This window comes from Caballeronia sp. BCC1704 (genome assembly GCF_902833455.1).
Taxonomy (GTDB): domain Bacteria; phylum Pseudomonadota; class Gammaproteobacteria; order Burkholderiales; family Burkholderiaceae; genus Caballeronia.
Map to the genome: position 1 here is coordinate 683,825 of NZ_CADFFT010000003.1, position 22,761 is coordinate 706,585.

Sequence of the window (22,761 nt, forward strand, 5' to 3'; positions counted from 1 at the left end):
ACGAAGCGGCGAGTTCATTCTACGCGACGAGCAGGGCTTGACGATGAGACGGCATGCGTCCCGTTCGAATTGAAATCGAACGATCGATCGTAACGCGCACAGAGTTTCGATAAGAAAGGCGCTGCGGTGCCAGCCTCTTTGTCCGAGACACCGTGTGTCTTATTCAGCAGGCATATTCACTATCAAGATTCCAATGCTTTCTGAACATGCCCACTACTAAGCACGCGCCCTACGACCCGCCGCACGACCCCGAAACGCTCGTTCTCACATGGATAAGACGCGCCCGCGAAGCGCAAATACGTCACTACGCGATGGCCGACCGCCTGAGTGCCTGCGCACGATACCTGGGGCTCGCGGTCATCGCCATCACCGCGCTCACGGGCACATCGGCGTTCGTGTCGCTGGTGACGCTGGCCGTGTCGCCGGGATTGCGCGTGGTCGTCGGACTCACGAGCATGAGCGCTGCGGTGCTCGCCTCATTGCAGACGTTTCTGCGCTATAGCGAGCGCGCGGAGTTGCATCGCAAAGCCGGCGCGCGCTATGGCGCGGTGCGCCGGCGACTCGAGACCATTCACGTCGACGGTGCGCGCGAAGAAGCGATGTTCAGCATCGATGTGGTGCGCGACGAGCTCGACGACATCGCGCAAAACGCGCCGCACGTGCCGCGGCGTGTCATGCGAACGCCTTAGCGACCGCGCTGTTCAAGGCTTGTACCCATCGTTCAGCGTGTGAAGAAACGCGACGATATCGTGAATATCCTCTTGCGTCATCGCGGGCTTATCGCCGGGCTTGCGATCGAACGGCGCGTCCTTGTCGTCCACGTTCGCGTGGAATTGCGGCGGCAAGTCGTCGTACTTGCGCACCTCGCCCTTGGCGTCCTTCGGATAGAACTTTTGCGGCGCGGTGTTGCGCTCGTTATAGAACGCCATCACGTCGTCCAGTGAACGATAGATGCCGTTATGAAACAACGCGCGCCGCGTCGCGACGTTGCGCAGCGTGGGCGTGAGGAACATGCCGCAATACTGCGTCTGTTCGCGCAGGTCTTCGCGGAACGGGCCGCACACGCCCATGTCGTAAAACGTCGGATCGCGATTGATCGCGAGCGCGTTGTTGCGTGGCACGCCCAGCGATTCGTATTGGAAGTCGGTGAACATCGGCGGCAGACCGTCGGGGCTCGGCTTCGACACATGACAGCCCGCGCAATTCGCCTTGTCCGGATCGTTGAAGAGGCGCAGTCCGTGCAGTTCCGCCTGCGTCAGCCGCGCCTTGCCTTCGAGCCAGTAGTCGTATTTGCTCGTGTACGGATGAAACGCCTGCTCTTCCACCTGATAACGGGCCACGGCGAACATCGCCTCGGATACCGCCAGATCGCCGCTATCGAAAATGCGCGGCCCGAAGAGCTTCTCGAAGTCCCCCTTGTACGACGTATGCGCGAGCTTGTCCGCGACTTGCGCGAGGCTCGTGTTCGCCATTTCGACCGGGTTGACCATCGGCCCGCTCGCTTGCGCCTGCAACGTATCCGCGCGGCCGTCCCAGAAGAGGCCGCCTTGCGGCACCATCGCCGGGGCGGCGGGCGCCACGCCCGCGCTTTTCTGCGCGCGCGTCGTGCCGCTCGCCTGCGCGGCGAGTTTCGCGAGATCCGGCGCTTCGTCGGCATCGCCCTGATCGGGGCCGATGCTGAATGCCGGCTGCCGATACAGATACATGAGCGACGGCGGCGGCCGGTATCCCGGCAGCGTCAGATGCGGCCCGCCCTGTTGCACGGCGAGATCGTTCGGCGGGCCGAACGCATGCGCCGGATCGTGGCACGAGGCGCACGACTGCTGGCCCGACGCCGAAAGACTGCGGTAGAAGAAGATGCGCTTGCCGAGTTGCGCGACGGCGCTCAGCTGCACCGTCGGCGGACGTTGCAACACGACAGGATGCGCGTTCGCGCCGGTCAGATTCTCGACGATATCGCCGATTACCGCCGGCACGCGCGACGGCGCGACGACGGCATACGCGCCGAACGCGCCCGCCGCGACGATGAGCAAAGCGGCCACGCGAAGCACGCGGCGCTTCCGGTTCGGTTTATCACTGGATTGGCCGAGAGCCGGATCGACGATTGTGGACATGAACTAAGAATACGAAAGGGTGATTTAAAACGCGTTGTCGCCGGCAAGCGGCGACAACGGAAAACGTGAAGGAACGCACGCACGGACGCGCCGTGAGTGCGTGCGCGGCCGGGCTTAGATTGCCGGCACGGAAGCCACCGGCGAGCCGAGGTTCGGATCGACGAAGAGCTTCGCGTTGTTGCCCTTGCCGCTGAAGTCGAACATGCCCATGATGCTGCCCGCGGTCGCATCGAACGAGCCGCCGCCCAGACGCGCCGAGCCGAGCCAGTTGTCTTCGATGAAGCGCACCACCGAAGCCTGGCTGATCGGCGTGTGATCGACGTAGTTCACCTTCGCCCACGGCGAGATCACAACGAATGGAATGCGCGTGCCCGGACCGCAGCGGCCGTTCACCGCGCCGCCGTTGACGCCGATCGGCGCCGCGCCCGAGCCGCACTTGCCCGCGCCGTTCAGCTGGTCGGCCTGCGCGTCGAACGAAGACGAAGTCGGCGTGGCGTACGCGTGGTCGTACCAACCGTCCGAGTCGTCCCAAGCGACGATCACGGCGGTGCTGTCCCAGTCCGGCTGCTGTTGCAGGAAGTTCACCACCTTCGCCGTGAACGCCTGTTCGTCGAGCGGGTCCGAATAGCCCGCGTGGCCGTCCTGGAACGCGGGCGCCTTCACGAAGCTCACCGACGGATAGTTGCCCGCCTTCACCGCCGCGAAGAAGTCGTCGCTGTCGTACTGATGGTTCGCGGGCTCGGGCGTCTTGCCGTCCGCTTCCACGGACGAGCCGATGGCCGCCGTCGAGCTCGGGCGCAAGTGCTGCGGATTGGCCGTCGACGCGTAGTACTGGAACCAGTTGTGATGCGGGATATAGTCGGCCGTCGCCTGTCCGACCACCGGCGATACCGTGCTGCGCTTGCAGCCGGTCGTGCCGTTGCCGTTCACGGTCGCGAGGTTGAAGCCGCCCATGAAGCCGCCCCACGTGATGTTCTTCGCGTTGAGCAGATCGCCGATGTTCTTCGAGGTCATCATCGCCTGATCGGTCGTGCTCGAGCAGATGTCGTAGCCGGGATCGACGTCGTTGATCATCGAGTAGCCGCCCTGACCGTCCGCGACATAGTACGAACCGGAGGCCGTCGTCATATTGAACACGGGCTTGCTCGCCTTGACGATCTGCATGCCGTTGTTCTGGCCCGACACCACTTCGAGCGCGCCCGGCGTCGACGGGCCGTAGGTGTCGGTGTAGGCGTTGTCGCTCATCGCGAACTTCTGCGCGTAGTTCCAGAGCGCGGTGACCGTGTTGCCGTCGAAATAGCCCATCACCTGCCCGGCCGTGCCGAACGAACCCGCGCCGCCGCTCGAACCCTTACCCGTGTACTTCGGGAACAGGTCCGCCGCGCCGTTGTTGTAGGCCTGCTGCTCGGCGGTGTACGCGTGATTCTGGTCGGCAGTGGCCGCCTGCGTGCGGTCGAGGCGGAACGGATTGGCCGCCGCCGCGCCGTTCAGCGTATTCGTGAAGTTCGGGTTCGCGGTCAGCAGCGTGCCGCTCAGACCGTTGACTGCCGGGGTGCCCGCCGCCGCCGTGAAGGCCGGTTCGCCGGCCGGATTCGTGGCGTTCGGATAGGTCGCGAAGTAGTGATCGAACGAGACGTTCTCGTTGAAGATCACGACGAGATGCTTGATGGGCGTCGCCGTGGCGAGCTTGTTCTGCGCGCTTTGCGCGGTGTCATTATGGTCGCTGCCGCAGGCGTACATGCCGATTGCGGCGGCGGCCGATGCGCCAACCATGAGGGCTCGACGAAACATGAAGGGGACTCCGGGTGTCGTTTTGATAGTGGTTCGTTCGTTCGCGCTTTCAGGCGCCGCGAAAGCGAGAGCGCGCGCTGTGCACGCGCGACGGATTTAAGCATTCGCTGATGGCCTCATTAAGACAGTGCGCTTGCGACGGACTTACCTTGAGTTGACGATTCGTCGCGGCGGACTTTCGAAAGCGTTACGCGCCGACGCGCATGGACAAAAAATGAGCGGCATCGTGCGGGTAAATGCGCGGTTCGTCGTGCTAAAGCATCGCATCCGCGCGACGTAAACCAGCTATCGCCTCGCGTTTGCCGCGCGGCCGGTCCTTTCGCTCGCTCATCCTCCAAGCCCATGCTTCGTCACCTTCGACCGTTCACCCGCTGCATCGTCGCCCGTCGCGGCGATGCGCCGGGCATGCTCGGGCGCGGACTTGGTTTCGCGCATCGCGCGGGCGTTGCATCGACCGAGGGCCGCCGCCATGACCTTCGCTGATGCGTCCGATCTCGCGTCCGACGAGCGGCCGGCGACGCATCGCCGCGGCGTCGGCTTTGTCCGGCGGGCGTACGGGCTGCGCTGCATCGGCCTGGCGATGGGCTTCGTGCTCGTGCAGACGGTGCTGTGGATGCAGCATGCATCGGCCGGCGCGCGACTGTTCGTGCTGGCGTATTGCTTCGGCTGGCCGCACCTCGCGTTTCTCCTCGCGCGCGCCGGCGCCTACCCGGACCGCAGCGAGCGACGCAATATCTACGTGGACAACCTCGCGGGCGCGATGATCGTCGTCGCGATGAAGTTCGCGTGGCTGCCGTCCACGCTCGTCCTCCTGATGTTCATGATGAACAACGTGGCGGCGGGCGGCGCGCGCTTGCTCGCGCGCGGGTCGCTCTTTTGTCTCGCGGGATTCGCGCTCGGCGCGCTCGTGTTCGGCGTCGGCTTCGACTGGGGCAGCGTGTCGGCGAGCACCATCGCGAGCGCGCCGATGCTGATCGTCTATCCGTTGTCGCTCGGCATCGTCACGCACCGCACGGCGATCAAGCTCGCCGACCGTTCCCGCGCGCTCAAGCATCTCAACGAACGCGACGTGCTCACCGGCCTACTGAACCGGGCGACGCTCGCGCGGCGTCTGGACGACACGCTCGCGCGGGCGCGGGCGGACGGCACGCGCGTGAGCGTGCTGTTCATCGATCTCGACGAATTCAAGGTGGTGAACGATTCGCTCGGCCATCACCACGGCGACGAACTGCTGGCCACGGTCGCGGCGCGGCTCATGGCGACGGCAGGCGTCACCGAGCAGATCGGGCGATACGGCGGCGACGAATTCGTGATGGTATCGACGCTGCCCGCGCTCGAAGCGGTGAAGTCGCTGGCCGCGCGGCTCATCGACGCGGTGAACGCGCCGGTGCGGCTCGGCAGCGACACTGTCGTTCCGCGTCTGAGCGTGGGCATCAGTACGTGTCCCGAAGACGGCGACGCAGCGCAGCCGCTTCTGAACAAGGCCGACGCGGCGATGTATGCGGCCAAGCACGGGGGAAGGAACCGGTGGGTCGTATTCGAGGAAGGGTTGGCCGAGGCCGAGGTGTACGGGTAGATCGGCGGCTGATATTCGTGGGCATCAGCACGTGCCCCGAAGACGGCAATGAAGCAAAGCCGCTTCTACGAAAGGCCGACGCCGCGATGTATGCGGCCAAGCACGGGGGAAGGAACCGGTGGGTCCTGTTCGAGGAAGGGTTGGCTGAGGCGGGGGTGTACGGGTAGATCGACGGCTTGCCCGTGCAAGGACTCACTCTTTGAAGTTCACCGCCAGACGGCGCGTGCGTCGCGGTCAGCAACGCGTTTGCTTCACAGCCCCGCCGTCCGCGCACTCTGCGTGGACGGCGCGTGCAGCTTGCTTGCACCGGCGAATCGCGCTTGGTCGCATGCAGCGACTGCCCGTGCTTCCAAGAAACCGCGCCGCTATCAACGCGGCTTCATTGCGCGACGGAATCGAGCCCGGTCTTCCGTACGGTCGGCTGCGCGGCGGGCGACGCGAGGAACCGCAGCAGCGCCCGCGCTTCGTCCGGATGCTTTGCGCCGACCGGAATGCCGGGGTCGCGAACGGCGACTATCGAACATCGCGAGCGTATCGACGGATGAGTTAAACGGAATGCGGCTCGCGATCCTTCGATACGTCCCGGCATAACGCGTCGCGCGATTGGCCCCAGCGCCGGTCGCGTCAAGTCGATGCGGCAAACGAGTGGAACTGCGAGTTGGGCAAAGCGCGCTTGCTCGCAGCGAGTCGAGCATCGGATAGAGGACGATGGTCATCGATCTCATATCGAGCGACGCGACTCCGGCAACAGCTTGCATGCAGCGCCTTGCGCGGCGGGGAACTTGCAACGTCAAGGCGTCGGCTCGGAGGCGACAAGCGCGAAGCCCGGCATCGACTATGCATGCTTGCTCGACCAATCCGCGCCGCCGCCACGCCCTACTTCCCACTTGCCCCCGACGCCCCGCCCGCCTTCCCATGCTGCCGCGCTGTCTCATCACGCTTCAGTTCCGCCGGGGGCGTGCCGGTCTGGGTCGCGCCGCCCTGGCCGCCCTGCGGACTCGCGCCTTGCCCGCTCTGTCCCGACTGCCCGCCGCGCACGCCGAGCCCTTCGTTGCGCTGCTGATTGCCCGGCGTCGCCTGCGCGAGCAGCAGGGCGGAGCCGCCCGCGTCGTTCGCCGAGGCGGGCGTCGCGGCGATTACCGCAGTCGTGAGCAACAGACCCAATGCCGCTGTGTACTTGCCAGTCATTGCAATCTCCTTCGATTATTCGACCAGCATCCGTGCAATGCGCATGCCACGGGCGGCATTGAGGCTCTTACCACTCGACGCAAATCTTCCCCAGATGCGCCGCGCTTTGCTGATAGCGGAACGCATCCGCGAGCGCATCGAAGTCGAAAGTCTTGTCGATGACGGGCCGTACCCCGCTCTGTTCGAGCGCGCGCACATACTCCTGCTGTTGCCGCCGGCTGCCGACGATTAGCCCCTGCAAGCGCGCCTGCCGCGCCATCAAGAGCGACGTCGGCACGGTGCCTTCGCGCCCCGTCAGGACGCCGATCAATGAGATATGCCCGCCCACGCGCACCGCCTCGATGGACTGGGCGAGCGTTCCCGGCCCGCCTACTTCGATCACATGATCGACGCCTCGTCCGCCAGTCAGCTCGAGCACTTGCGCCGCCCATTTCTCGTGCTCGCGGTAGTTGACGACCTCGTCCGCGCCGAGCACCTTCACGCGCTCCAGCTTCTCGTCGGACGACGACGTGACGATGACTCGCGCGCCCATCATCTTGCCAATCTGCAACGCCGCGATCGACACGCCGCCGGTGCCGAGCGCGAGCACGGTATCGCCCGCCTTCAGCGCGCCGTCCGCGACGAGCGCGCGCCACGCGGTGAGGCCCGCTGTCGTGATGGTCGCGGCTTCGGCGTGACGCCAGCCGCGCGGCGCGTGAGTGAAAGCGGTCGCCGCGCGCACCACATGCATCGCCGCCATGCCGTCGATGCCGTCGCCCGGTGTGCCCGCGAAGTTGCCCACCTCGGCTTGCGCGGCGCCGTCGATCCATTGCGGGAAGAAGCACGACACCACAGGGTCGCCGACAGCGAACTCGGTCACGCCCTCGCCGAGCGCCTCGACGACGCCCGCGCCGTCCGCCATCGGCATGCGGCCATCGGCGGTCGGGCTCTTGCCGCTCACCACGAGCAGGTCGTGGAAGTTGAGCGATGTCGCGTGTATCGCAACGCGAATCTGTCCCGGCCCCGGCTGGCCCGGATCGGCGATATCGCGAATCTCGAGCTTGTCCAGTCCGCCCGGCGCGCGGACGACGAATGCCTTCATCAGAATCTCCTTGGCCGCGCTGCGGCAGTGAATCGGTCGCGCGCCAAGAAGCGCGCGCGACTCACGCCGCAACTCGTGGACCCGCTCGTTCTTGCGCGCGCGGTCAGCCTCTCTCGCTATCGAGATGCGCCATCTGCACGGCCGCATAGCGGTCTCCGGCGGCGGCGCCCTTCGGCACCGCGGCCTCGATGGCGGCGATATCGTCCGCGTTCAGCGAAACATCGAGCGCGCCCAGCGATTCGACGAGCCGCTCCCGCGTGCGCGCGCCGATGACCGGCACGATGTCCTCGCCCTGCGCAAGCACCCACGCAATCGCGATCTGCGCCACGCTCACGCCCTTCTGCTGCGCAATCTGCGCGAGCGCATCGACGAGCGCGAGGTTGCGCTCGACGTTGCCCTCCTGAAACCGCGGGCTGTGCGCGCGCCAGTCGCCCGCTTGCGCCGATGCCTTCGTCCAGTGGCCGCTGATAAGGCCGCGCGACAGCACGCCGTACGCCGTGATGCCGATGCCGAGTTCCCGGCACGCCGGCAGGATCGCGTCTTCGATGCCGCGCGAAATCAGCGAGTATTCGATTTGCAGATCGCAAACCGGATGCACGGCCGCAGCTTTGCGGATGGTCGCCGCGCCCACTTCGGACAGTCCGACGTGGCGCACATAGCCCGCCTGGATCATGTCCGCGATCGCGCCTACGGTGTCTTCGATCGGCACCTTGGGATCGAGCCGCGCGGGGCGGTAAATGTCGATATGGTCGACTTGCAGGCGCTGCAACGTGTAGGCGAGAAAGTTCTTCACCGCATTGGGCCGCGCGTCGTAGTCGGTCCAGTTGCCCGCCGGGTCACGCATGCCGCCGAACTTTACGCTGATGATCGCCGAATCGCGGCGCGACGGCGGCGCGCTCTTCAGCGCCTCGGCGATCAGCAATTCGTTGTGGCCCATGCCGTAGAAATCGCCGGTATCGAGCAGCGTGACGCCTGCTTCGAGCGCGGCGTGAATCGTCGCGATGCTTTCCGCGCGGTCGGACGGGCCGTACATGCCGGACATGCCCATGCAGCCGAGTCCGATGGCGGATGACTGCGGTCCCGTATTGCCAAGTTGACGCACTTTCATGTTGATTCTCCCAACGAGATAGTCAGACGATGGAGCCCGCGAACCCGGGCTTGCGATGCATTATCCGAGCAAACCCCGCGTGCGATAATCCGCCTCAATGCGAATGGGCTGTGCGCCGAGGCGAACAATGAGCGAACCGGATCTGTCGGACTTGCATGCGTATCTCGCCGTGGCGCGCTCGCGCGGCTTCCGTCAGGCGGCGCTATTGCGCGGCGTGTCCGCTTCGTCTCTGAGCGACGCCATTCGCCGTCTCGAAGCGCGGCTCGGCGTACGGCTCCTTAATCGCACCACGCGCAGCGTGACGCCGACGGAAGCAGGGCAGCGTCTGATCGAGCGGCTCACGCCCGCGTTCGCGGAGATCGCCGGCGCGCTCGACGCCGTCAACGTCTTTCGCGACAGTCCCACGGGCACGCTGCGTCTCAATGTGCCGACCATCGCCTCGCGGGAAATACTTCCGTCCATCATTCCGCGCTTTCTTGCCGCGCATCCGGGCATCTCGCTCGAAGTCAGCGCGACCGACAACTTCATCGACGTGCTCGCCGCGGGCTTCGACGCGGGCATCCGCTACGACGAGAGCATCGAGCGCGACATGATCGCGGTGCCGATCGGTCCGCGCACGCAACGCTTCGTCGCGGCCGCCGCGCCTGCGTATCTCGCAGCGCATGGCGAGCCGAAGCATCCGCGCGAGCTCGTGAACCATGCGTGCATCGGGCATCGCTTCGAAAGCGGCGTGCTCGCGTCGTGGGAATTCAAGCGTGGCGGCAAGACGGTGCGCATCACGCCGCGCGGGCCGCTTGCCACGACGTCGATCGAACTGAGCCGCAGCGCCGCGCTCGCCGGACTCGGCTTGACGTATACCTTCGAAGAATTCGTCCGCGCGGAGATCGAGCGCGGCACGCTGGTGCCCGTGCTCAAGCCGTGGTGGCAGAGCTTTCCGGGGCCGTCGCTTTACTACCCGAGCCGCGCACACATGCCGGGGCCGCTGCGCGCGTTCGTCGATTTCCTTCGGGCCGAGAACGCCGCGCTAGCCGACAAGTAAGTAATACCGCGAGCCGAAAAACGCGCGGTAGATTCTTTAGACAAATACTAAAGTCGGTCTGGCGAGGGTCGTTAAACAAGCAAGAAGAGCAACAAGTGGTTACAAACACGGTAAGTTCTTCCTAAACCGATTCTGCTGCAAACGTTTGCAAGCGATGCGCTTCCGTAAGGAAGCGCATGAAAGCGCGCGTGCCGCGTCGAATCAGATCATCAGCTTTACCCGCCCGCAGGGATACGCGGGACACAGGCCCGTTGCCGACCCGCCCTCGACTGGCGCTCCGGACAGCACGCCTCTCCTTAACGATGCACGCTTGTCTATCAGTAGTACTTACCATACTAACCAACAAGAAATCATGACCCAGACCACCACACGACGCCTCTTCGCGCGCAAGGCCGCCCTCGCCGCCGCCATCACCACGGGATTGCTGCTTGCCGCTTGCGGCGGTGGCAGCGCCGCCGACTCCGCCTTCGATGCAGCCGCTACCGCGAAGGCCTCGACCGTGCCGGGCAGCATTTTCTACGGCATCAACGGGCACAATAACGAAGGCGGCGCGTACGACATCTCGACGCCCACGCTTCAGCTTCAGCAGGTAAAAGACCTCGGCGCCACGCTCTACCGCAACGAGGTGTACAACCTCGGCTCGGCGACCAAGCTCGCCGGCATCGCGAAGACGGCAGCAGCGGCAGGCGTCACGGTTTATCCGGTGTTGCTCATCGGCGTGAGCAGCTTCACGAACGAAACCGATGCCTACAACGCCGGCTTCACGCTCGGCAAGCAAACGGCAACGGCGTACAAGTACCCGTACTACGAAGTCAGCAACGAGCTCGACAGCAGCCTTCTGACCGGCAATGTGGACGGCGTATATCCGCAGCAGTTCGTCAACGCCAAGTTCCAGATTGCGCGCGGTATCGTGCGCGGCATGATCGCGGGCATCAAGTCGGTGGATACGAACGGCAAGATCATCATCGGCGGCGGCGCGTGGATGCACTACGGCTTCGACCAGATGCTGTGGAACGGCACGCAGCCGGACGGCACGTCGGGCTATCCGAAGGTGACGTGGGACATCACCGCATGGCACTGGTATTCGGATCAGGGCGACATCACGCATGCTTGCGGCGGCACCGGCTGTCACGACATCCTCGCGACGCTGCAACAGTTCGGCAAGCCGATCTGGATCAACGAATTCGGCGTGCGGCCGTGGCTGGGCACGGACGACCAGATCGCGGCGTACCTCGTGGGCAACAAGATGATGGCGCAGTTCGTCTCGATCGCCTCGAAGTACAACATCCAGTCGATTCAGGCGTATCAGCTGTATGACGATCCCGTGGGCGGCGAAGGCAACTACGGTGTCTTGAAGAACGACGGCAAGACCACCAAGGCGGCCTACAGTGCGTTCAAGAACTTCGTGGCGGCAAACCCGAAGTAAGCGGCACTCGGGCAGATCGACATGGCGGTCTGCCCGCACAGCTCGACGAATGCTGGACGCGAACTCGCTTAACATAGACGCGCGTCGTCCTGAAACCGCACCGGCCACCGGTATGCGCGTTGCTACGACGAGACGAACCGGCGGACAAGAACGATGCCGCCGGCTCGACCACTCACCTGTGACTCTGGCACAGAGCAAGGAGCGCGCTATGAGCGACAAGGCATTTCTCACCACGCGACAGGGACATCCTGTTCCCGACAATCAGAGCATGCGCACCGTCGGCGAACGCGGCCCGGCGACGCTGGAAAATTATCCGTTCATCGAAAAGATTACTCACTTCGATCGCGAACGCATTCCCGAGCGCGTCGTGCATGCGCGCGGCACCGCGGCTCACGGCTATTTCGAGCCGTACGGCAAGATCGGCAACGAACCCGCTTCCAAGTACACGCGCGCCAAGGTCCTGACGCAAACCGGCGTCAAAACGCCCGTTTTCCTGCGCTTTTCCACGGTGATCGGCGGCAAGGAGTCGCCCGAGACGGCACGCGATCCGCGCGGCTTCGCCATCAAGTTCTATACGGAAGACGGCAACTGGGACCTCGTCGGTAATAACCTCAAGATTTTCTTCATCCGCGATGCGATCAAGTTCCCCGACATGATCCACGCGTTCAAACCCGATCCTGTCTCGAACCGGCAGGAACCGTGGCGCTTCTACGATTTCATCGCGCATCATCCGGAATCGCTGCACATGGTGACGTGGGTCAAGAGTCCGTGGGGCATTCCCGCCGACTACCGCCACATGCAGGGTTCGAGCGTCAACACGTACAAGCTCGTGAACGATCAGGGCCAAGCCGTGCTCGTCAAGTTCTCGTTCGAGCCGAAAGCGGGCTTGAAGAATCTGACCTCGCAGCAGGCGTCCGAGATTCAGGCGAAGGACGTGGGCCATGCCACGCGCGACCTGTACGATGCGATCGAACGCGGCGAGTATCCCGAGTGGGAAATGTGCGTGCAGATCATGTCGGACGACGCGCATCCCGAACTCGACTTCGATCCGCTCGACGACACGAAACGCTGGCCCGAAGACAAGTTTCCGCTGCTGCCGGTGGGACGTCTCGTGCTCGACCAGAATCCGAAGAACGTGTTCGCCGAAACGGAGCAGTCCGCGTTCGGCACCGGCGTGCTGGTGGACGGCATCGACTTCTCCGACGACAAGATGCTGCAAGGACGCACGCTCTCGTATTCGGATACGCAGCGGTATCGCGTCGGCCCGAACTATCTGCAACTGCCGGTCAATGCGCCGAAGAACGGCGCGCGCACGAATCAGCGCGACGGGCAGATGGCGTACTACGTCGATCAGGCGGGCGAGAATCCGCACGTCAACTATGAGCCGAGCATGATGGGTGGCCTGAAAGAAGCGCCGAAGAAGGAGCACGACTACCACCAGTGGGTCGAAGGGCATCTCGGACGCTATCAGACGTCGCGCACGCAGGACGACTACAAGCAGGCCGGCGAGCGGTATCGCACGTTCGAGGATTGGGAGCGCGATGACCTGATCGCGAACCTCGTCGAAGACATGAAGGCGTGCCCGAAGCCGATCGCGCTGCGCATGGTGTGGCACTTCTGGCACTGCGATCCGGACTACGGAACGCGCGTCGCGCAGGGCGCGGGCATCGACCTCGAAGAAGCCAAGAAGCTGCCGCCGTTGGAAGGCAAGCCGCTTCCCGGCGGAGGCCGTGAAACGCCGGCTTACACGACTAACGAGCCGGAAGAAGAAGCGGCGCGTTGATCGAGGGACGGTTCGGGGCGCATACTGCAAGCGCTTCGAACCGTGCGCATGGCTAGAAGAATCGCGGCGCGAGAAAGATGGTCAGCGCCGCGATCAGCCATGCGGCGAGTCCGCCGAGTATCGCGAGCCGGTAGTCCACAAAATGCACGAGCACGTAACACGTTCCGAGGAACACGAGGTAGGCGGGAATCGTTTGCGCGCCCGAGAGGCATGCGGTTCTGAACCCGCCCGCATCTCCCTTCGCGCCTACCGCGAGCAGCGCGATGATCGCGAAGGTGGGCGCAAGCGGCAGAATGCCAGGCAGCACGTTGCCCCGTTTGGATGCCATCGCGATCAGCGCGGTGACGAGACCGCCGAGCAGACCCTTCCACAATACGTCCATCGAATTTCCGTTGATGCAGGTGCGAAGCGGGGATTATAGGGAGAGTGGGACGGGCGTGGGCGCTCGACCACCTTCCGCTCAAACCACCCCCTCATCACACCGCGCCTCGCCCCACTGCGCGAGCCGCCCCACTTCCACCCGATTCCCGCCGCCCGCCTTCGCCGCATACAAGGCCCGGTCCGCCGCGCCGAGCACATCGGCGAGCGCGCTCTCGGGCGTGCCGGACCGCGCGAGGCCGATGCTCACCGTCGCCCGCAATTCCGCGCCGTTCGCGCCGCGAGAGGTCGTCGCGGCGAAGCGTCTGACGACGTCCTCCGCGAGCTCTTTCGCGCGATCCCCGTGAGGCCCGGCCAGCACCGCAGCGAACTCTTCGCCGCCGATGCGCGCGAGAACCGCTTCCGGTCCCAGCACGCTTCGCGCGACGAGCGCGAACGTCTTCAGCACTTCGTCGCCGGCCTGATGGCCGTATCGGTCATTGATGGTCTTGAAGTGGTCGAGGTCGATGGCGAGCACCGACACGTCGCGCCCGGCGGCCGCGCGCGCGCCGTCTTCGAAGAACGAGCGGCGATTGCCGAGTCCGGTCAGATAGTCGGTCTGCGATTGCCGCAAAAGCTGCGCGTGAGCTTCGTCGCGGACGAGCCGCAGCAGCGTCATCGGCAAGAGGACGGAATAGAGAATGCCCTCGTACATCGTGATCTTGGCGATCAGCATCAAAAGCGGCGTGCCGAGCGCCGCCATCCACGGGAGAACGCACGCGCGCGCGGCGTAGAGGAGCGCATGCACGCCGCACACGATCACGGCGATGCGCCGCGCCTGTCCCCAGTGCATGCGGTCGCTGCGGAGCAGTTCGCGCGAGGTCATCGCGGCCGCGGCGGCGATGGGCAGGGCGCTCGCAAAGCTCCACACGGTCTCCTGCCAGCGCACGCCGCCGATCGCCCACGCGAGCGCCTGCACGGCGAGCAGGCCGATGGAGAATGCGCGATAACGCCGCCCGTTCAACGCCGCGACGCCGCGCAGGATCAACAGATAGCCCGCCTCGATGACGAGGTTGCTCAACGCCGAGCCGAGCACGCCCGGCACCGCGTGCCGGAACGACGCCGCCGCGCAGCCGATGGCGAGCGTGCCGTAGCCCGCCGCGAGGATCTTGAGTTCCCTGCTGCGTCCGGGGTTCGTGCGATGTTCCCAAAACGTCATCCCGCAACTGACGAGAAGCGTTCCGACGACTAGGACATAGAAGGTGATGAGGTCGACACGCATGCGCTCGCTTGCCTGATATCTGCTGGAAATGACGATTCCATACGAGGGAGTTAACGGCTCGACGCATCGAATGCTGAAGGGCGCGTTGAACCGCGAAGCGCCGCCCGGCGGTACCATGTCCGTTTCGCCGCACGGCTGCGCACGCCTGTCACATGGAACTGAAGCAGATCCAGTACTTCATCGCGCTATTCGAAGAAGGCACCGTCACGCGGGCGGCCAAGCGCCTCAATATCGCACAGCCCGCGCTGAGCATGCAGATCGCGAAGCTCGAAGCCGAGCTGCGGCAGACGCTCTTCGAACGCGGGCCGCACGGCATGGCGCCGACCGAAGCCGCGCGCCTCATGTACCGGCTCTACACGCCGATCATGCGCGACATCGGCCACGCGCGCGAGCAACTGAGCCGGCGCGATGTCATCGTGACGGGGCGCGTGTCGCTCGGGATGGTGTCGTCGGAAGCGCAGAGCGTCTTGCCCGAATCGCTCGCGCGCTTCGACGCCCTCTTTCCGCAAGTGGAGGTATCGGTGGCGGACGGCTTCAGCGCGCAACTCATCGACGCGGTGGAATCCGGCCGGCTCGATGCCGCGATCATCAACAAGCCGCGCGGCCGTCTCGCGTTGGATGTCGAGCCGCTGCTCGTCGAAGAAATGGTGCTCGTGACGAGCGCGGCGCACGGGCCGGATCTGCCGGAGACGATCGACCTCGTCGCGCAGTCCGACATCGAACTCGTGCTGCCCACGCGTCGCAACGGCCTGCGCGGCGCGCTCGACGCCGCGCTGATGGCGGCTGACATCGTCATCAAGCCGAAGTTCGAAATCGACCTTCTCAGCACGATCGTGCAGTTCGTCGAGCAGAGCGGCGTCGCGACGATCCTGCCGCGCGTCGTCGTGCAGTCGAAAGTGGACGAAGGGCGGCTCTGCGTGCGCACCATCGACAAGCCGCCCATCGTGCGTCAAATCATTCAGGTCACGCATCCGAAGCGGCCCATCGGGCCGGCGGCGCAGGCGCTCATCGCCATCATCACCGAGGAGATCCGGCGCGTGACCACGGGCGCGCCGGCTCCTTCTGCATGATGCGAATTAGCCGCGGCGCGCGGTCGTTGGCACCGTGCGCGGCGCATCGCTGCGCGTGCCGAACAGCGTGTCGCAGATCGGGAAGGTGAGATTGAAGTTCTGCGTCGCCATCTGCTCGGGATCGTGATGCGTCACGTGCAGCCGGCGCACCGTGTTGACGAACGGCACGCGGTCGAGAAACGGACTATCCGTGACGTGCGAGAGCGTGTGCAAGCCTTCGTACATCAGGTAGTACGCCGCCATCGTCAGAAGCGCGATATAGCCCGCGTTGCGCGTGAACACGAAGCCGATCAGCAACGCGAGCGGCGCGGCCGCGAGCACGAACGCGACCGGCGCGAACGGCGGAAACAGCAGCGCGCGCCAGTGCTTGTGGCCTTTGTACTCCAGCGTCACATGCGTGAAGAAGCGATGATGCACCGCGCAGTGGCGCTTGTAGACCATGCTGAAGTACTTCGTCGGCCGATGCAGCACATAACGGTGCGCGGCCCATTCCGCCCAGTTGCCGAAGAGAAAGAGCGGCACGACCGCGAGCCATTCCGCAAGCGTCGGCGCGTGAAGCTGCATGGCGCAATACACGATCACCGCCGTCGTAAAGACGAGCGTGAAGCCCAGATGCATCTCTCCGCGATACCACTTCGGCGTCGCATCCACGTATTCGTCGCGAAACTTGTACGAGCGCGCGCGAACGTCCTCGTCATATTTCATGATGAGCGTCTCCAGTGTTTCTATCAGAGGATGCGGGCGCGTGCGTCGCGCGCCCGCAAGGACATGCTTCAGGACGGATTCAGGACGGATTGCGCGCCGCGCTGTTGTCCAGCTTGCCGAGCGTTTCCGGCACGACGAACGCGCCGACGAGGAAGATGATGCTGATGGCGCCGACGAAAATCGCGAGCGTCGACGGCAATTGGCTCGCGTCCTTCGCGACGAGCGAAACGAAGGTCGGCATCATTCCGCCGATGGCAAAGCCGATGTTCCATGAGAGACCGGTGCCGGTCGCGCGGATCGCGGTCGGGAAGCGTTCATTCAGGAAGATCAGAATCGGCGCATAGCCCGCGCTGCCGAGTGCGGAGAGCAGCACCGCGTAGACGCCGATCATCGTGATGCTCTGCGCCGTCGGCAGCAACAGGAAAAGCCCCGGCAGCGCGACCAGCCGGATGAGGCCGATCCACACGAACGCGCTCTTGCGACCGATGAACGTGGAGAGATGCCCCGCCGCGATCGATGCGATCACTACCGCTACGCTGCAGATCATCAGGATCGCGGCGGCCGCGCCGTTCGGCGCATGGCTCACGACCTTGAGGAACGTCGGCAGATAGCCCGAAGTGAGGTAATAGCCGCTGCCGCCGCCGATCGTGAGCAGCAGGTTCACGAACAACACCCCGCGATACTCGCGCGAAAAGAGCGTGCGAATGGGCGAGCGCACGACTTCGACGGGTCCCGTCTTGACTTGCGCCGCCGCCTTGGCCGCTTTCTCCGCCGCGAGCTTCTTCCAGAGCGGCGATTCTTCGAGGCTGTTGAACACGAAGAGGCCCAGCAACGAACTCACGATGCCGGTGAAGAACATGCAGCGCCAGCCCCACACATCGAAGAGTTCGCCCGGAAAGATGGACGACATCGCCAGATACGTGAGCGAGGCGAGCAACGCGCCGAGCCCCGCGCCGCCGCCGCCGATCAGCCCGGACACCGCGCCGCGATACTTCGGCGCGACCGATTCGGTGCCGATGGTGTGCGTCGATGCCACGACGCCGCCGACGAACACGCCCTGCACGAGACGCAGCAGCAGGAACAGGATCGGCGCGATAAGGCCGGCCTGCGCGACGGTCGGCAGCACGCCGAACGCCGCCGTCGAGATGCCGACGCCGACCACCGCGAAGATCATCGCGCCCTTGCGGCCGTGGCGGTCCGCGTACGAGCCGAACAGCGCGGAGCCGAGCGGACGCATGAGCAGCGTCACCGCGAACGACGCATACACCGCCGCAAGCGATAACATCGCGTGTTCGGAGGGGAAGAAGAGACGCCCGACCACCGGCGCGACGTACAACAACACGAAGAGGTCGAACAGATCGAGCGCCCAGCCCATGCACGAGGCCACCACCGCGCCCATGATCTGCCGCTGATTCACCGGAAGCGCGGCGGCCCCGTCTTGTGCAGCTACGGACATGTGTATCTCCTGGTTTGTCACTGGGCGGTCTTTCGATCGCCCCGGTTTCGCAGGCACGTTTCTTATTGCGTGCTCTTGTCGAGGTTAAAAAATCGTTAGTGGGCGGCGGCGAGCGGCGGCGAACCCGAGACGTCGAGTGCCGCGCGTTCGCGCCGCGCCGCGACCATCGCGTCGGCGATCTTCTCGGCGATCATGATGGTCGGTATGTTCGTATTGGCCGATGGCAGCCTCGGCATCAGCGACGCATCCACTACGCGCAAGCCTCGCGCGCCATGCACGCGCCCTTGCCCGTCCGTGACGGCATCGCGGTCGTTTGCGCCGCCCATGCGGCAGGTGCCGCTCGCGTGCCACACGCCGAACACGTTCGCGCGAATGAAGTCCGCTAGCGCGCGGTCGTCGGCCAAGAGCGCGTTCATCTTCAGGCCGCGCGTGAAGAAGCGTTCGATCAACATCCGGCGCACGGGCGCGGGCGTGTCCAGCAGAAGCCCGAGCGCGGACGTAAGAAGCGCGTTGCCCTCGCCGACTCGGCTCAACGCCTTCACGCGCGGCGAAAACGCCGCCGGGAAGAAATCGCGTGCATCGCGGCTCAGACCCGACCCTTCCACGATGCGCGCCAGCATCCGCACGCCCACGGCGAGCCGCTCTAGATCGCGTTCATCGTCGAGCAAATTGAGATCGACGCGCGGCGCGGCGGCGGCATCGGCGGAAACGAGCTGCACGCGGCCACGCGAATACGGCCGGTTGCACCACAGAAAGAACAGCCCGAGCCGGTTGCCGAGCGCATGCCATGCGGCGCGCGTCGCGCTCGACAGATACAGGTCCGACTCGTCGCAGCCCGCGACGCCCGAACTGAGACGCGCGGCCATCATGCTGGCGCGGCGTCGCGCGAGCGGCATGCGAAAGCGCGGCTCGAGAAAATGACAGAACGTGAGCGACGGATGATCCTGTAGATTGCGTCCGACGCCCGGCAGGTTCACCGCGCACGTAATGCCGAGCGCCGCGAGCTCCCGCGCATCGCCGATGCCGGCGCGCATCAACAGCGCCGGCGATTGCAGCGCGCCCGCGCTCAGAATCACTTCGCCCGCATCGAAACGCATGCGCTCGCCGTCTTCGTCCACCGCGATCACGCCGCGCGCCGTCGCGCCGTCCATCAGAATGCGCTCGACGCGCAGCTTCGAGTAGATCCGGAGATTCGGGCGCTTGCGCGTGGCGTCGTCCAGGTAGGCGATGGCCGTCGAGACGCGCTTGTCGTCCTCGTTCGAGAACGCGCCGGGAAAGAAGCCGTCGCCGAACTCGCCGTTCTGGTCCTGCAATTCGGCGACGCCCTGTGCGCGCAGGCCCTTGCCGAACGCATGACAGAACGCCGGCCAGTCTTTCGGCATGATGCGTCGGATCGGCACCGGGCCGTCGCCGCCGTGCAACTCGCCGCCGGGAAAGTCGAGGTCGCGTTCCAGCTTGCGGAAGTACGGCAGCACGTCGCGCCACGCCCAGCCGTCGGCGCCTGTCGCGGCCCAGTCGTCGTAATCGCGCGGCAAGCCGCGATTGGCCGACTGCACGTTGATGCTCGACCCGCCGCCCATCACGCGGCCCTGCTCGTACACGCGCGGCGCGGCCTGCTTCGTGGCTTTCGCCTTCAGGTCCGGCCAGATGTATGTGTCGCCGCAGAACACCGGCATCGGATAGCTGTCGAGGATGGCCTCGGGCACCGCGCCCGGCGGCGTGTCCGCGCCCGCCTCGATCAGCGCGACGCGCAGCGACGGCAACGCCGACAGCCGATGCGCGAGCACGCATCCCGCCGAACCGCCGCCCACGATCACGTAATCGAAGCGTCTCATGTCGTCTTCCTCTCTCTGCGTGGGTCAGGAGCCGCGGAACACCGGCTTGCGCTTGCCGTGGAACGCTTCGACGCCTTCGCGGAAGTCGTCCGACGAGCGCAGGCGGCTATAGCAATGCCCTTCCAGTTCGATCGCGATGGAAAGCGGCGCGTCTTCCGAATCGTTCAGGAGCTTCTTCGCGGTGCGCTGGGCGAGCGGCGAGAACGCGCGCAGTTCGTCGACGAGCGCGTCCGTCGCGGCTTCGAGCTCGGCGTTGGGCACGCAGTCCACCGCGATGCCCCACTCGTACGCCTGCTTGCCGGGAATGCGGCGCGAGCGCATCACGATGTCCTTCGTTCGGCCGATGCCAACCATCGCCTGCAAGCGCGCCGAGCCGCCCGAGCCGGGAATCTGGCCGAGCTTCTGTTCGGGCAGCGCGTAGAAGGTCGTGTCGGTGACGATGCGAAAATCGCACGCGAGCGACAACTCGAAGCCCACGCCGAAGCAGAAGCCGCGATTGGCCGCGATCACCGGCTTCGAGCAGCGCGCGGGCGCCGCGATGTTCCATGCGAGCTTCGATACGTGTTCCGGCGATGCTTCGAGAAAGCCCTTGATGTCGCCGCCGCTCGAAAAGTGCTCACCGTTCGCGCGCACGACGATCACGCGAACGCGCTCGTCGTCGTCGAGTGCTTCGAATGCGGCGCGCAACTGGTCGCGGGCGTGCATCGAAATGACGTTGAACGGCGGACGGTGCAGGATGATGTCGGCACGTTCGCGTTCGGCGTCGATCTCGACCGAGAAGCCGTCGAGCTCTTGCAGCAGCGTCTGGCCGCGATGATTCAGATCAGTCATTCGAACTACTCCTTCGTGGTTTCTGTATGTTGTGCGGCCGGCGTAGCATCGGGCACGTACTCGCCCGCCGAGAGCTTGCGGCGCAGGATCTTGCCGACCGGCGACTTCGGAATGTCATCGACGAACACGTAGTCGCGCGGGCGCTTGAAGTTGACGAGGTCGGACTGGCGGCACCAGGCGTCGAGGCCTTCGGCATCGACATATTCGCGGCGCTTGATGAACGCGACCACGCGCTGGCCCCAGCGCTCGTCCTTCACGCCCGCGACCGCGACTTCATCGACGGCCGGATGCAGCGACAGCACCGACTCGATATCGACCGGCGAAATGTTCTCGCCGCCGCTGATGATCATGTCGTCCACGCGGCCGGTCACGTAGAGATCGCCGTCGGCGTCAAAATAGCCGGTGTCGCCGGTGAAGTACCAGCCGTCGCGCAAGGACTTCGCGTTCGCGTCCGGGCGATTCCAGTAGCCTTCGAACGCTTCGTCGCCGAGCAGGTCGGCGATGATCTGGCCTTCCTCGCCGACGCCCGCCGTCTGGTCGGGCGACACGGCATCGAGCTTCACGACGCGCAGCCGCGTGTTGATGCCCGCGCGCCCCGCGCTGCCCGGCTTCCTGGTCGCGTCCTGATCGATGCTGAACGTGTAGACCTCGGACGAGCCGTAGTGATTGACGAACAGCTCCGGCTCGAACGCGGCCGAGAGGCGCTTGAGCAGGCCGTCGTTCATCGGCGCGCCCGCGAAGCCGAGCTTTCTGACCGAAGACGTATCTGTGCTCGCGAAACCGCTGTCGGCGAGCAGGTCGTGATAGAGCGTCGGCACGAGATAAAGACACGTCAGCCGGTGCTGCGCGATGGATTCGAGCGCGAGCTTCGCGTTCCAGCGCCGCACGCAGACGAACACGCCATCGACGAGCGCCATTGCGAGCAGCGAGCGCACGCCCATCGTGTGATAGAGCGGCATCACGCCGAGCGTGCGTTCGCCGCGCCGGTACAGGTTCTGCGCGACATGCGCGAGCGCGCCCGCGCGTTCGTGGCGGTGACGGCGCGGCACGCCCTTCGGCTTGCCGGTGGTGCCGGACGTGTACAGGATCAGCGAGATGTCGTCGGCGGTGGCTTGCGTGCTGTCGTCGATGCGCTCGGCTGTGCAGTCGCCCGCGCATTCCGGCGTGCGCTCGGCGGTCAGCGCGTCGAACGTCAGCGTGCCGCCGGATACGTCATCGAGCCCGATGCGCGGCAGATTTTGCGCCGACGCGCTCTGCATCACGGCATCGGCAGAAACGGGTTCGTAGACGATCGCCTTCACGCCCGCATCCGTCACGCAGTATTCGACTTCCTCCGGCTTCGCGCGCCAGTTGAGCGGCACGATCACGATGCCCGCGAACTGCCCCGCCCAATGCAGCGTCGCCATTTCCCAGCGGTTCTGCAGCACGACGAGCAGCCGGTCGCCGCGTCGCACGCCGAGCGCGCGCAGGCCATCAGCGACATTCAGGATCACGCGATGCCACGCCGCGTAGGTCAGTTGCAGATCGCCGTCGACGAGCGCGAGCGCGTTCGGGCTGCGCTCGACGCTTTGCAGGAAAGTGCGGCCGAGATCAAGCATGTTCGGTCTCCTTATCTTTTGCCTTCCCCTGACGGCGCGCGGCGACATGGAGCACGGCCGCGACGATGGGCGTATAGCCCGTGCAGCGGCAGATGTGGCCCGAGAGCATCTCGCGCACTTGTTCTTCTGTCGGGTCCCGCACGCGTTGCAGATAATCCGCGCACGACATCAGAATGCCCGCCGTGCAAAAGCCGCACTGCAGCGCGTGATGACGCTGAAACGCCTGCTGCAAATCGCCGAGCGTCTGCTCCGGCGCGAGACCTTCGACGGTATCGATACGCCGTCCGTCCGCTTGCACCGCGAGCATCAGGCACGACCGCGCGGCGATGCCATCGACATGCACCGTGCACGCGCCGCAGACGCCGTGCTCGCAGCCGACATGCGTGCCCGTCGCGCCGAGTTCGTGCCGGATGAAATCCGACAGCAGTTCGCGCGGCTCGCAATAGCCGCTGCGTTCGCGGCCGTTGAGCGTCAGCGTGATGCGCTGCTGCTCGCCGTGCCGCATGATGTTGTCCACCGTG

19 protein-coding genes and 1 pseudogene are annotated in these 22,761 nt (G+C 65.3%); 6 read left to right on the top strand and 14 right to left on the bottom strand.

Annotation, left to right across the window (positions count from 1 at the left end; all coding sequences use genetic code 11):
* Nucleotides 1-206: 206 nt before the first annotated feature.
* Nucleotides 207-689 (top strand): SLATT domain-containing protein, encoded by a 483-nt coding sequence (locus HWX53_RS18630; RefSeq protein WP_175943533.1) that lies wholly within the window; start codon nt 207-209, stop codon nt 687-689.
* 12 nt (nt 690-701) lie between these two features.
* Here the strand turns inward: HWX53_RS18630 and HWX53_RS18635 are convergent, their stop codons facing one another.
* Nucleotides 702-2,114: a cytochrome c peroxidase gene (locus HWX53_RS18635; protein ID WP_175943535.1), complete on the bottom strand. Its 1,413-nt coding sequence runs from the start codon at nt 2,112-2,114 to the stop codon at nt 702-704.
* A gap of 114 nt (nt 2,115-2,228) precedes the next feature.
* Nucleotides 2,229-3,905, bottom strand: coding sequence for an alkaline phosphatase family protein (locus HWX53_RS18640; protein ID WP_175943537.1), 1,677 nt, complete (start codon nt 3,903-3,905; stop codon nt 2,229-2,231).
* Nucleotides 3,906-4,374: 469 nt separating this feature from the next.
* On the opposite strand from HWX53_RS18640, the gene HWX53_RS18645 reads away from it, so the two are divergent.
* A complete protein-coding gene (locus tag HWX53_RS18645) occupies nt 4,375-5,481 on the top strand; it encodes a sensor domain-containing diguanylate cyclase (RefSeq protein ID WP_175943539.1) in 1,107 nt (368 codons plus the stop codon).
* 379 nt (nt 5,482-5,860) lie between these two features.
* Here the strand turns inward: HWX53_RS18645 and HWX53_RS18650 are convergent.
* The 4 genes and pseudogenes from HWX53_RS18650 to HWX53_RS18665 form a co-directional block, all read right to left on the bottom strand.
* Nucleotides 5,861-5,977 (bottom strand): annotated as a pseudogene (locus HWX53_RS18650) (substrate-binding domain-containing protein); the annotation flags it as partial.
* 380 nt (nt 5,978-6,357) lie between these two features.
* The gene (locus HWX53_RS18655; RefSeq protein WP_175943541.1) at nt 6,358-6,669 is read right to left on the bottom strand and encodes a hypothetical protein; all 312 of its coding nucleotides are present in this window, start codon (nt 6,667-6,669) and stop codon (nt 6,358-6,360) included.
* A 67-nt stretch (nt 6,670-6,736) separates the two neighbouring features.
* Entirely contained in the window at nt 6,737-7,750 is a 1,014-nt protein-coding gene (locus HWX53_RS18660) for an NAD(P)-dependent alcohol dehydrogenase (RefSeq protein ID WP_175943543.1), read from the bottom strand.
* Nucleotides 7,751-7,853: 103 nt separating this feature from the next.
* Nucleotides 7,854-8,858: an aldo/keto reductase gene (locus HWX53_RS18665; protein WP_175943545.1), complete on the bottom strand. Its 1,005-nt coding sequence runs from the start codon at nt 8,856-8,858 to the stop codon at nt 7,854-7,856.
* A 127-nt stretch (nt 8,859-8,985) separates the two neighbouring features.
* Between HWX53_RS18665 and HWX53_RS18670 the strand changes: the two genes are divergently transcribed.
* From HWX53_RS18670 to HWX53_RS18680, 3 genes are all read left to right on the top strand, one after another.
* Nucleotides 8,986-9,897: a LysR family transcriptional regulator gene (locus HWX53_RS18670; RefSeq protein ID WP_175943547.1), complete on the top strand. Its 912-nt coding sequence runs from the start codon at nt 8,986-8,988 to the stop codon at nt 9,895-9,897.
* Nucleotides 9,898-10,249: 352 nt separating this feature from the next.
* Nucleotides 10,250-11,323, top strand: a complete 1,074-nt coding sequence (locus HWX53_RS18675) for a glycoside hydrolase family protein (RefSeq protein WP_241270078.1) — start codon at nt 10,250-10,252, stop codon at nt 11,321-11,323.
* 208 nt (nt 11,324-11,531) lie between these two features.
* Entirely contained in the window at nt 11,532-13,106 is a 1,575-nt protein-coding gene (locus HWX53_RS18680) for a catalase (protein WP_175943549.1), read from the top strand.
* Between the two features lie 52 nt (nt 13,107-13,158).
* Here the strand turns inward: HWX53_RS18680 and HWX53_RS18685 are convergent, their stop codons facing one another.
* Nucleotides 13,159-13,488, bottom strand: a complete 330-nt coding sequence (locus HWX53_RS18685; RefSeq protein WP_175943551.1) for a GlpM family protein — start codon at nt 13,486-13,488, stop codon at nt 13,159-13,161.
* Nucleotides 13,489-13,566: 78 nt separating this feature from the next.
* Nucleotides 13,567-14,745, bottom strand: a complete 1,179-nt coding sequence (locus HWX53_RS18690; protein WP_175943553.1) for a GGDEF domain-containing protein — start codon at nt 14,743-14,745, stop codon at nt 13,567-13,569.
* 152 nt (nt 14,746-14,897) lie between these two features.
* Between HWX53_RS18690 and HWX53_RS18695 the strand changes: the two genes are divergently transcribed.
* Nucleotides 14,898-15,815, top strand: a complete 918-nt coding sequence (locus HWX53_RS18695; protein ID WP_175943555.1) for a LysR family transcriptional regulator — start codon at nt 14,898-14,900, stop codon at nt 15,813-15,815.
* A gap of 6 nt (nt 15,816-15,821) precedes the next feature.
* Here HWX53_RS18695 and HWX53_RS18700 read toward each other — a convergent pair whose 3' ends face one another.
* From HWX53_RS18700 to HWX53_RS18725, 6 genes are all read right to left on the bottom strand, one after another.
* Nucleotides 15,822-16,520, bottom strand: coding sequence for a sterol desaturase family protein (locus HWX53_RS18700; protein ID WP_175943557.1), 699 nt, complete (start codon nt 16,518-16,520; stop codon nt 15,822-15,824).
* Between the two features lie 79 nt (nt 16,521-16,599).
* Nucleotides 16,600-17,976, bottom strand: a complete 1,377-nt coding sequence (locus HWX53_RS18705; RefSeq protein ID WP_175943559.1) for an MFS transporter — start codon at nt 17,974-17,976, stop codon at nt 16,600-16,602.
* A gap of 95 nt (nt 17,977-18,071) precedes the next feature.
* Complete coding sequence (locus HWX53_RS18710) at nt 18,072-19,811, bottom strand: GMC family oxidoreductase N-terminal domain-containing protein (RefSeq protein ID WP_175943561.1); 1,740 nt, start codon at nt 19,809-19,811, stop codon at nt 18,072-18,074.
* 24 nt (nt 19,812-19,835) lie between these two features.
* A complete protein-coding gene (locus HWX53_RS18715) occupies nt 19,836-20,642 on the bottom strand; it encodes an enoyl-CoA hydratase/isomerase family protein (protein WP_175943563.1) in 807 nt (268 codons plus the stop codon).
* 5 nt (nt 20,643-20,647) lie between these two features.
* Entirely contained in the window at nt 20,648-22,240 is a 1,593-nt protein-coding gene (locus HWX53_RS18720; protein ID WP_175943565.1) for an AMP-binding protein, read from the bottom strand.
* The gene (locus HWX53_RS18725) at nt 22,233-22,745 is read right to left on the bottom strand and encodes a (2Fe-2S)-binding protein (RefSeq protein WP_244140200.1); all 513 of its coding nucleotides are present in this window, start codon (nt 22,743-22,745) and stop codon (nt 22,233-22,235) included. The genes HWX53_RS18720 and HWX53_RS18725 overlap by 8 nt, the downstream gene beginning before the upstream one ends.
* Between the last annotated feature and the right edge of the window lie 16 nt (nt 22,746-22,761).

Coding starts and splice junctions, on each gene's coding strand:
- HWX53_RS18630 (WP_175943533.1), top strand. CDS start 207: ATGCCCACTACTAAGCACGCGCCCTACGACCCGCCGCACGACCCCGAA.
- HWX53_RS18635 (WP_175943535.1), bottom strand. CDS start 2,114: ATGTCCACAATCGTCGATCCGGCTCTCGGCCAATCCAGTGATAAACCG.
- HWX53_RS18640 (WP_175943537.1), bottom strand. CDS start 3,905: ATGTTTCGTCGAGCCCTCATGGTTGGCGCATCGGCCGCCGCCGCAATC.
- HWX53_RS18645 (WP_175943539.1), top strand. CDS start 4,375: ATGACCTTCGCTGATGCGTCCGATCTCGCGTCCGACGAGCGGCCGGCG.
- HWX53_RS18655 (WP_175943541.1), bottom strand. CDS start 6,669: ATGACTGGCAAGTACACAGCGGCATTGGGTCTGTTGCTCACGACTGCG.
- HWX53_RS18660 (WP_175943543.1), bottom strand. CDS start 7,750: ATGAAGGCATTCGTCGTCCGCGCGCCGGGCGGACTGGACAAGCTCGAG.
- HWX53_RS18665 (WP_175943545.1), bottom strand. CDS start 8,858: ATGAAAGTGCGTCAACTTGGCAATACGGGACCGCAGTCATCCGCCATC.
- HWX53_RS18670 (WP_175943547.1), top strand. CDS start 8,986: ATGAGCGAACCGGATCTGTCGGACTTGCATGCGTATCTCGCCGTGGCG.
- HWX53_RS18675 (WP_241270078.1), top strand. CDS start 10,250: ATGACCCAGACCACCACACGACGCCTCTTCGCGCGCAAGGCCGCCCTC.
- HWX53_RS18680 (WP_175943549.1), top strand. CDS start 11,532: ATGAGCGACAAGGCATTTCTCACCACGCGACAGGGACATCCTGTTCCC.
- HWX53_RS18685 (WP_175943551.1), bottom strand. CDS start 13,488: ATGGACGTATTGTGGAAGGGTCTGCTCGGCGGTCTCGTCACCGCGCTG.
- HWX53_RS18690 (WP_175943553.1), bottom strand. CDS start 14,745: ATGCGTGTCGACCTCATCACCTTCTATGTCCTAGTCGTCGGAACGCTT.
- HWX53_RS18695 (WP_175943555.1), top strand. CDS start 14,898: ATGGAACTGAAGCAGATCCAGTACTTCATCGCGCTATTCGAAGAAGGC.
- HWX53_RS18700 (WP_175943557.1), bottom strand. CDS start 16,520: ATGAAATATGACGAGGACGTTCGCGCGCGCTCGTACAAGTTTCGCGAC.
- HWX53_RS18705 (WP_175943559.1), bottom strand. CDS start 17,976: ATGTCCGTAGCTGCACAAGACGGGGCCGCCGCGCTTCCGGTGAATCAG.
- HWX53_RS18710 (WP_175943561.1), bottom strand. CDS start 19,811: ATGAGACGCTTCGATTACGTGATCGTGGGCGGCGGTTCGGCGGGATGC.
- HWX53_RS18715 (WP_175943563.1), bottom strand. CDS start 20,642: ATGACTGATCTGAATCATCGCGGCCAGACGCTGCTGCAAGAGCTCGAC.
- HWX53_RS18720 (WP_175943565.1), bottom strand. CDS start 22,240: ATGCTTGATCTCGGCCGCACTTTCCTGCAAAGCGTCGAGCGCAGCCCG.
- HWX53_RS18725 (WP_244140200.1), bottom strand. CDS start 22,745: ATGCGGCACGGCGAGCAGCAGCGCATCACGCTGACGCTCAACGGCCGC.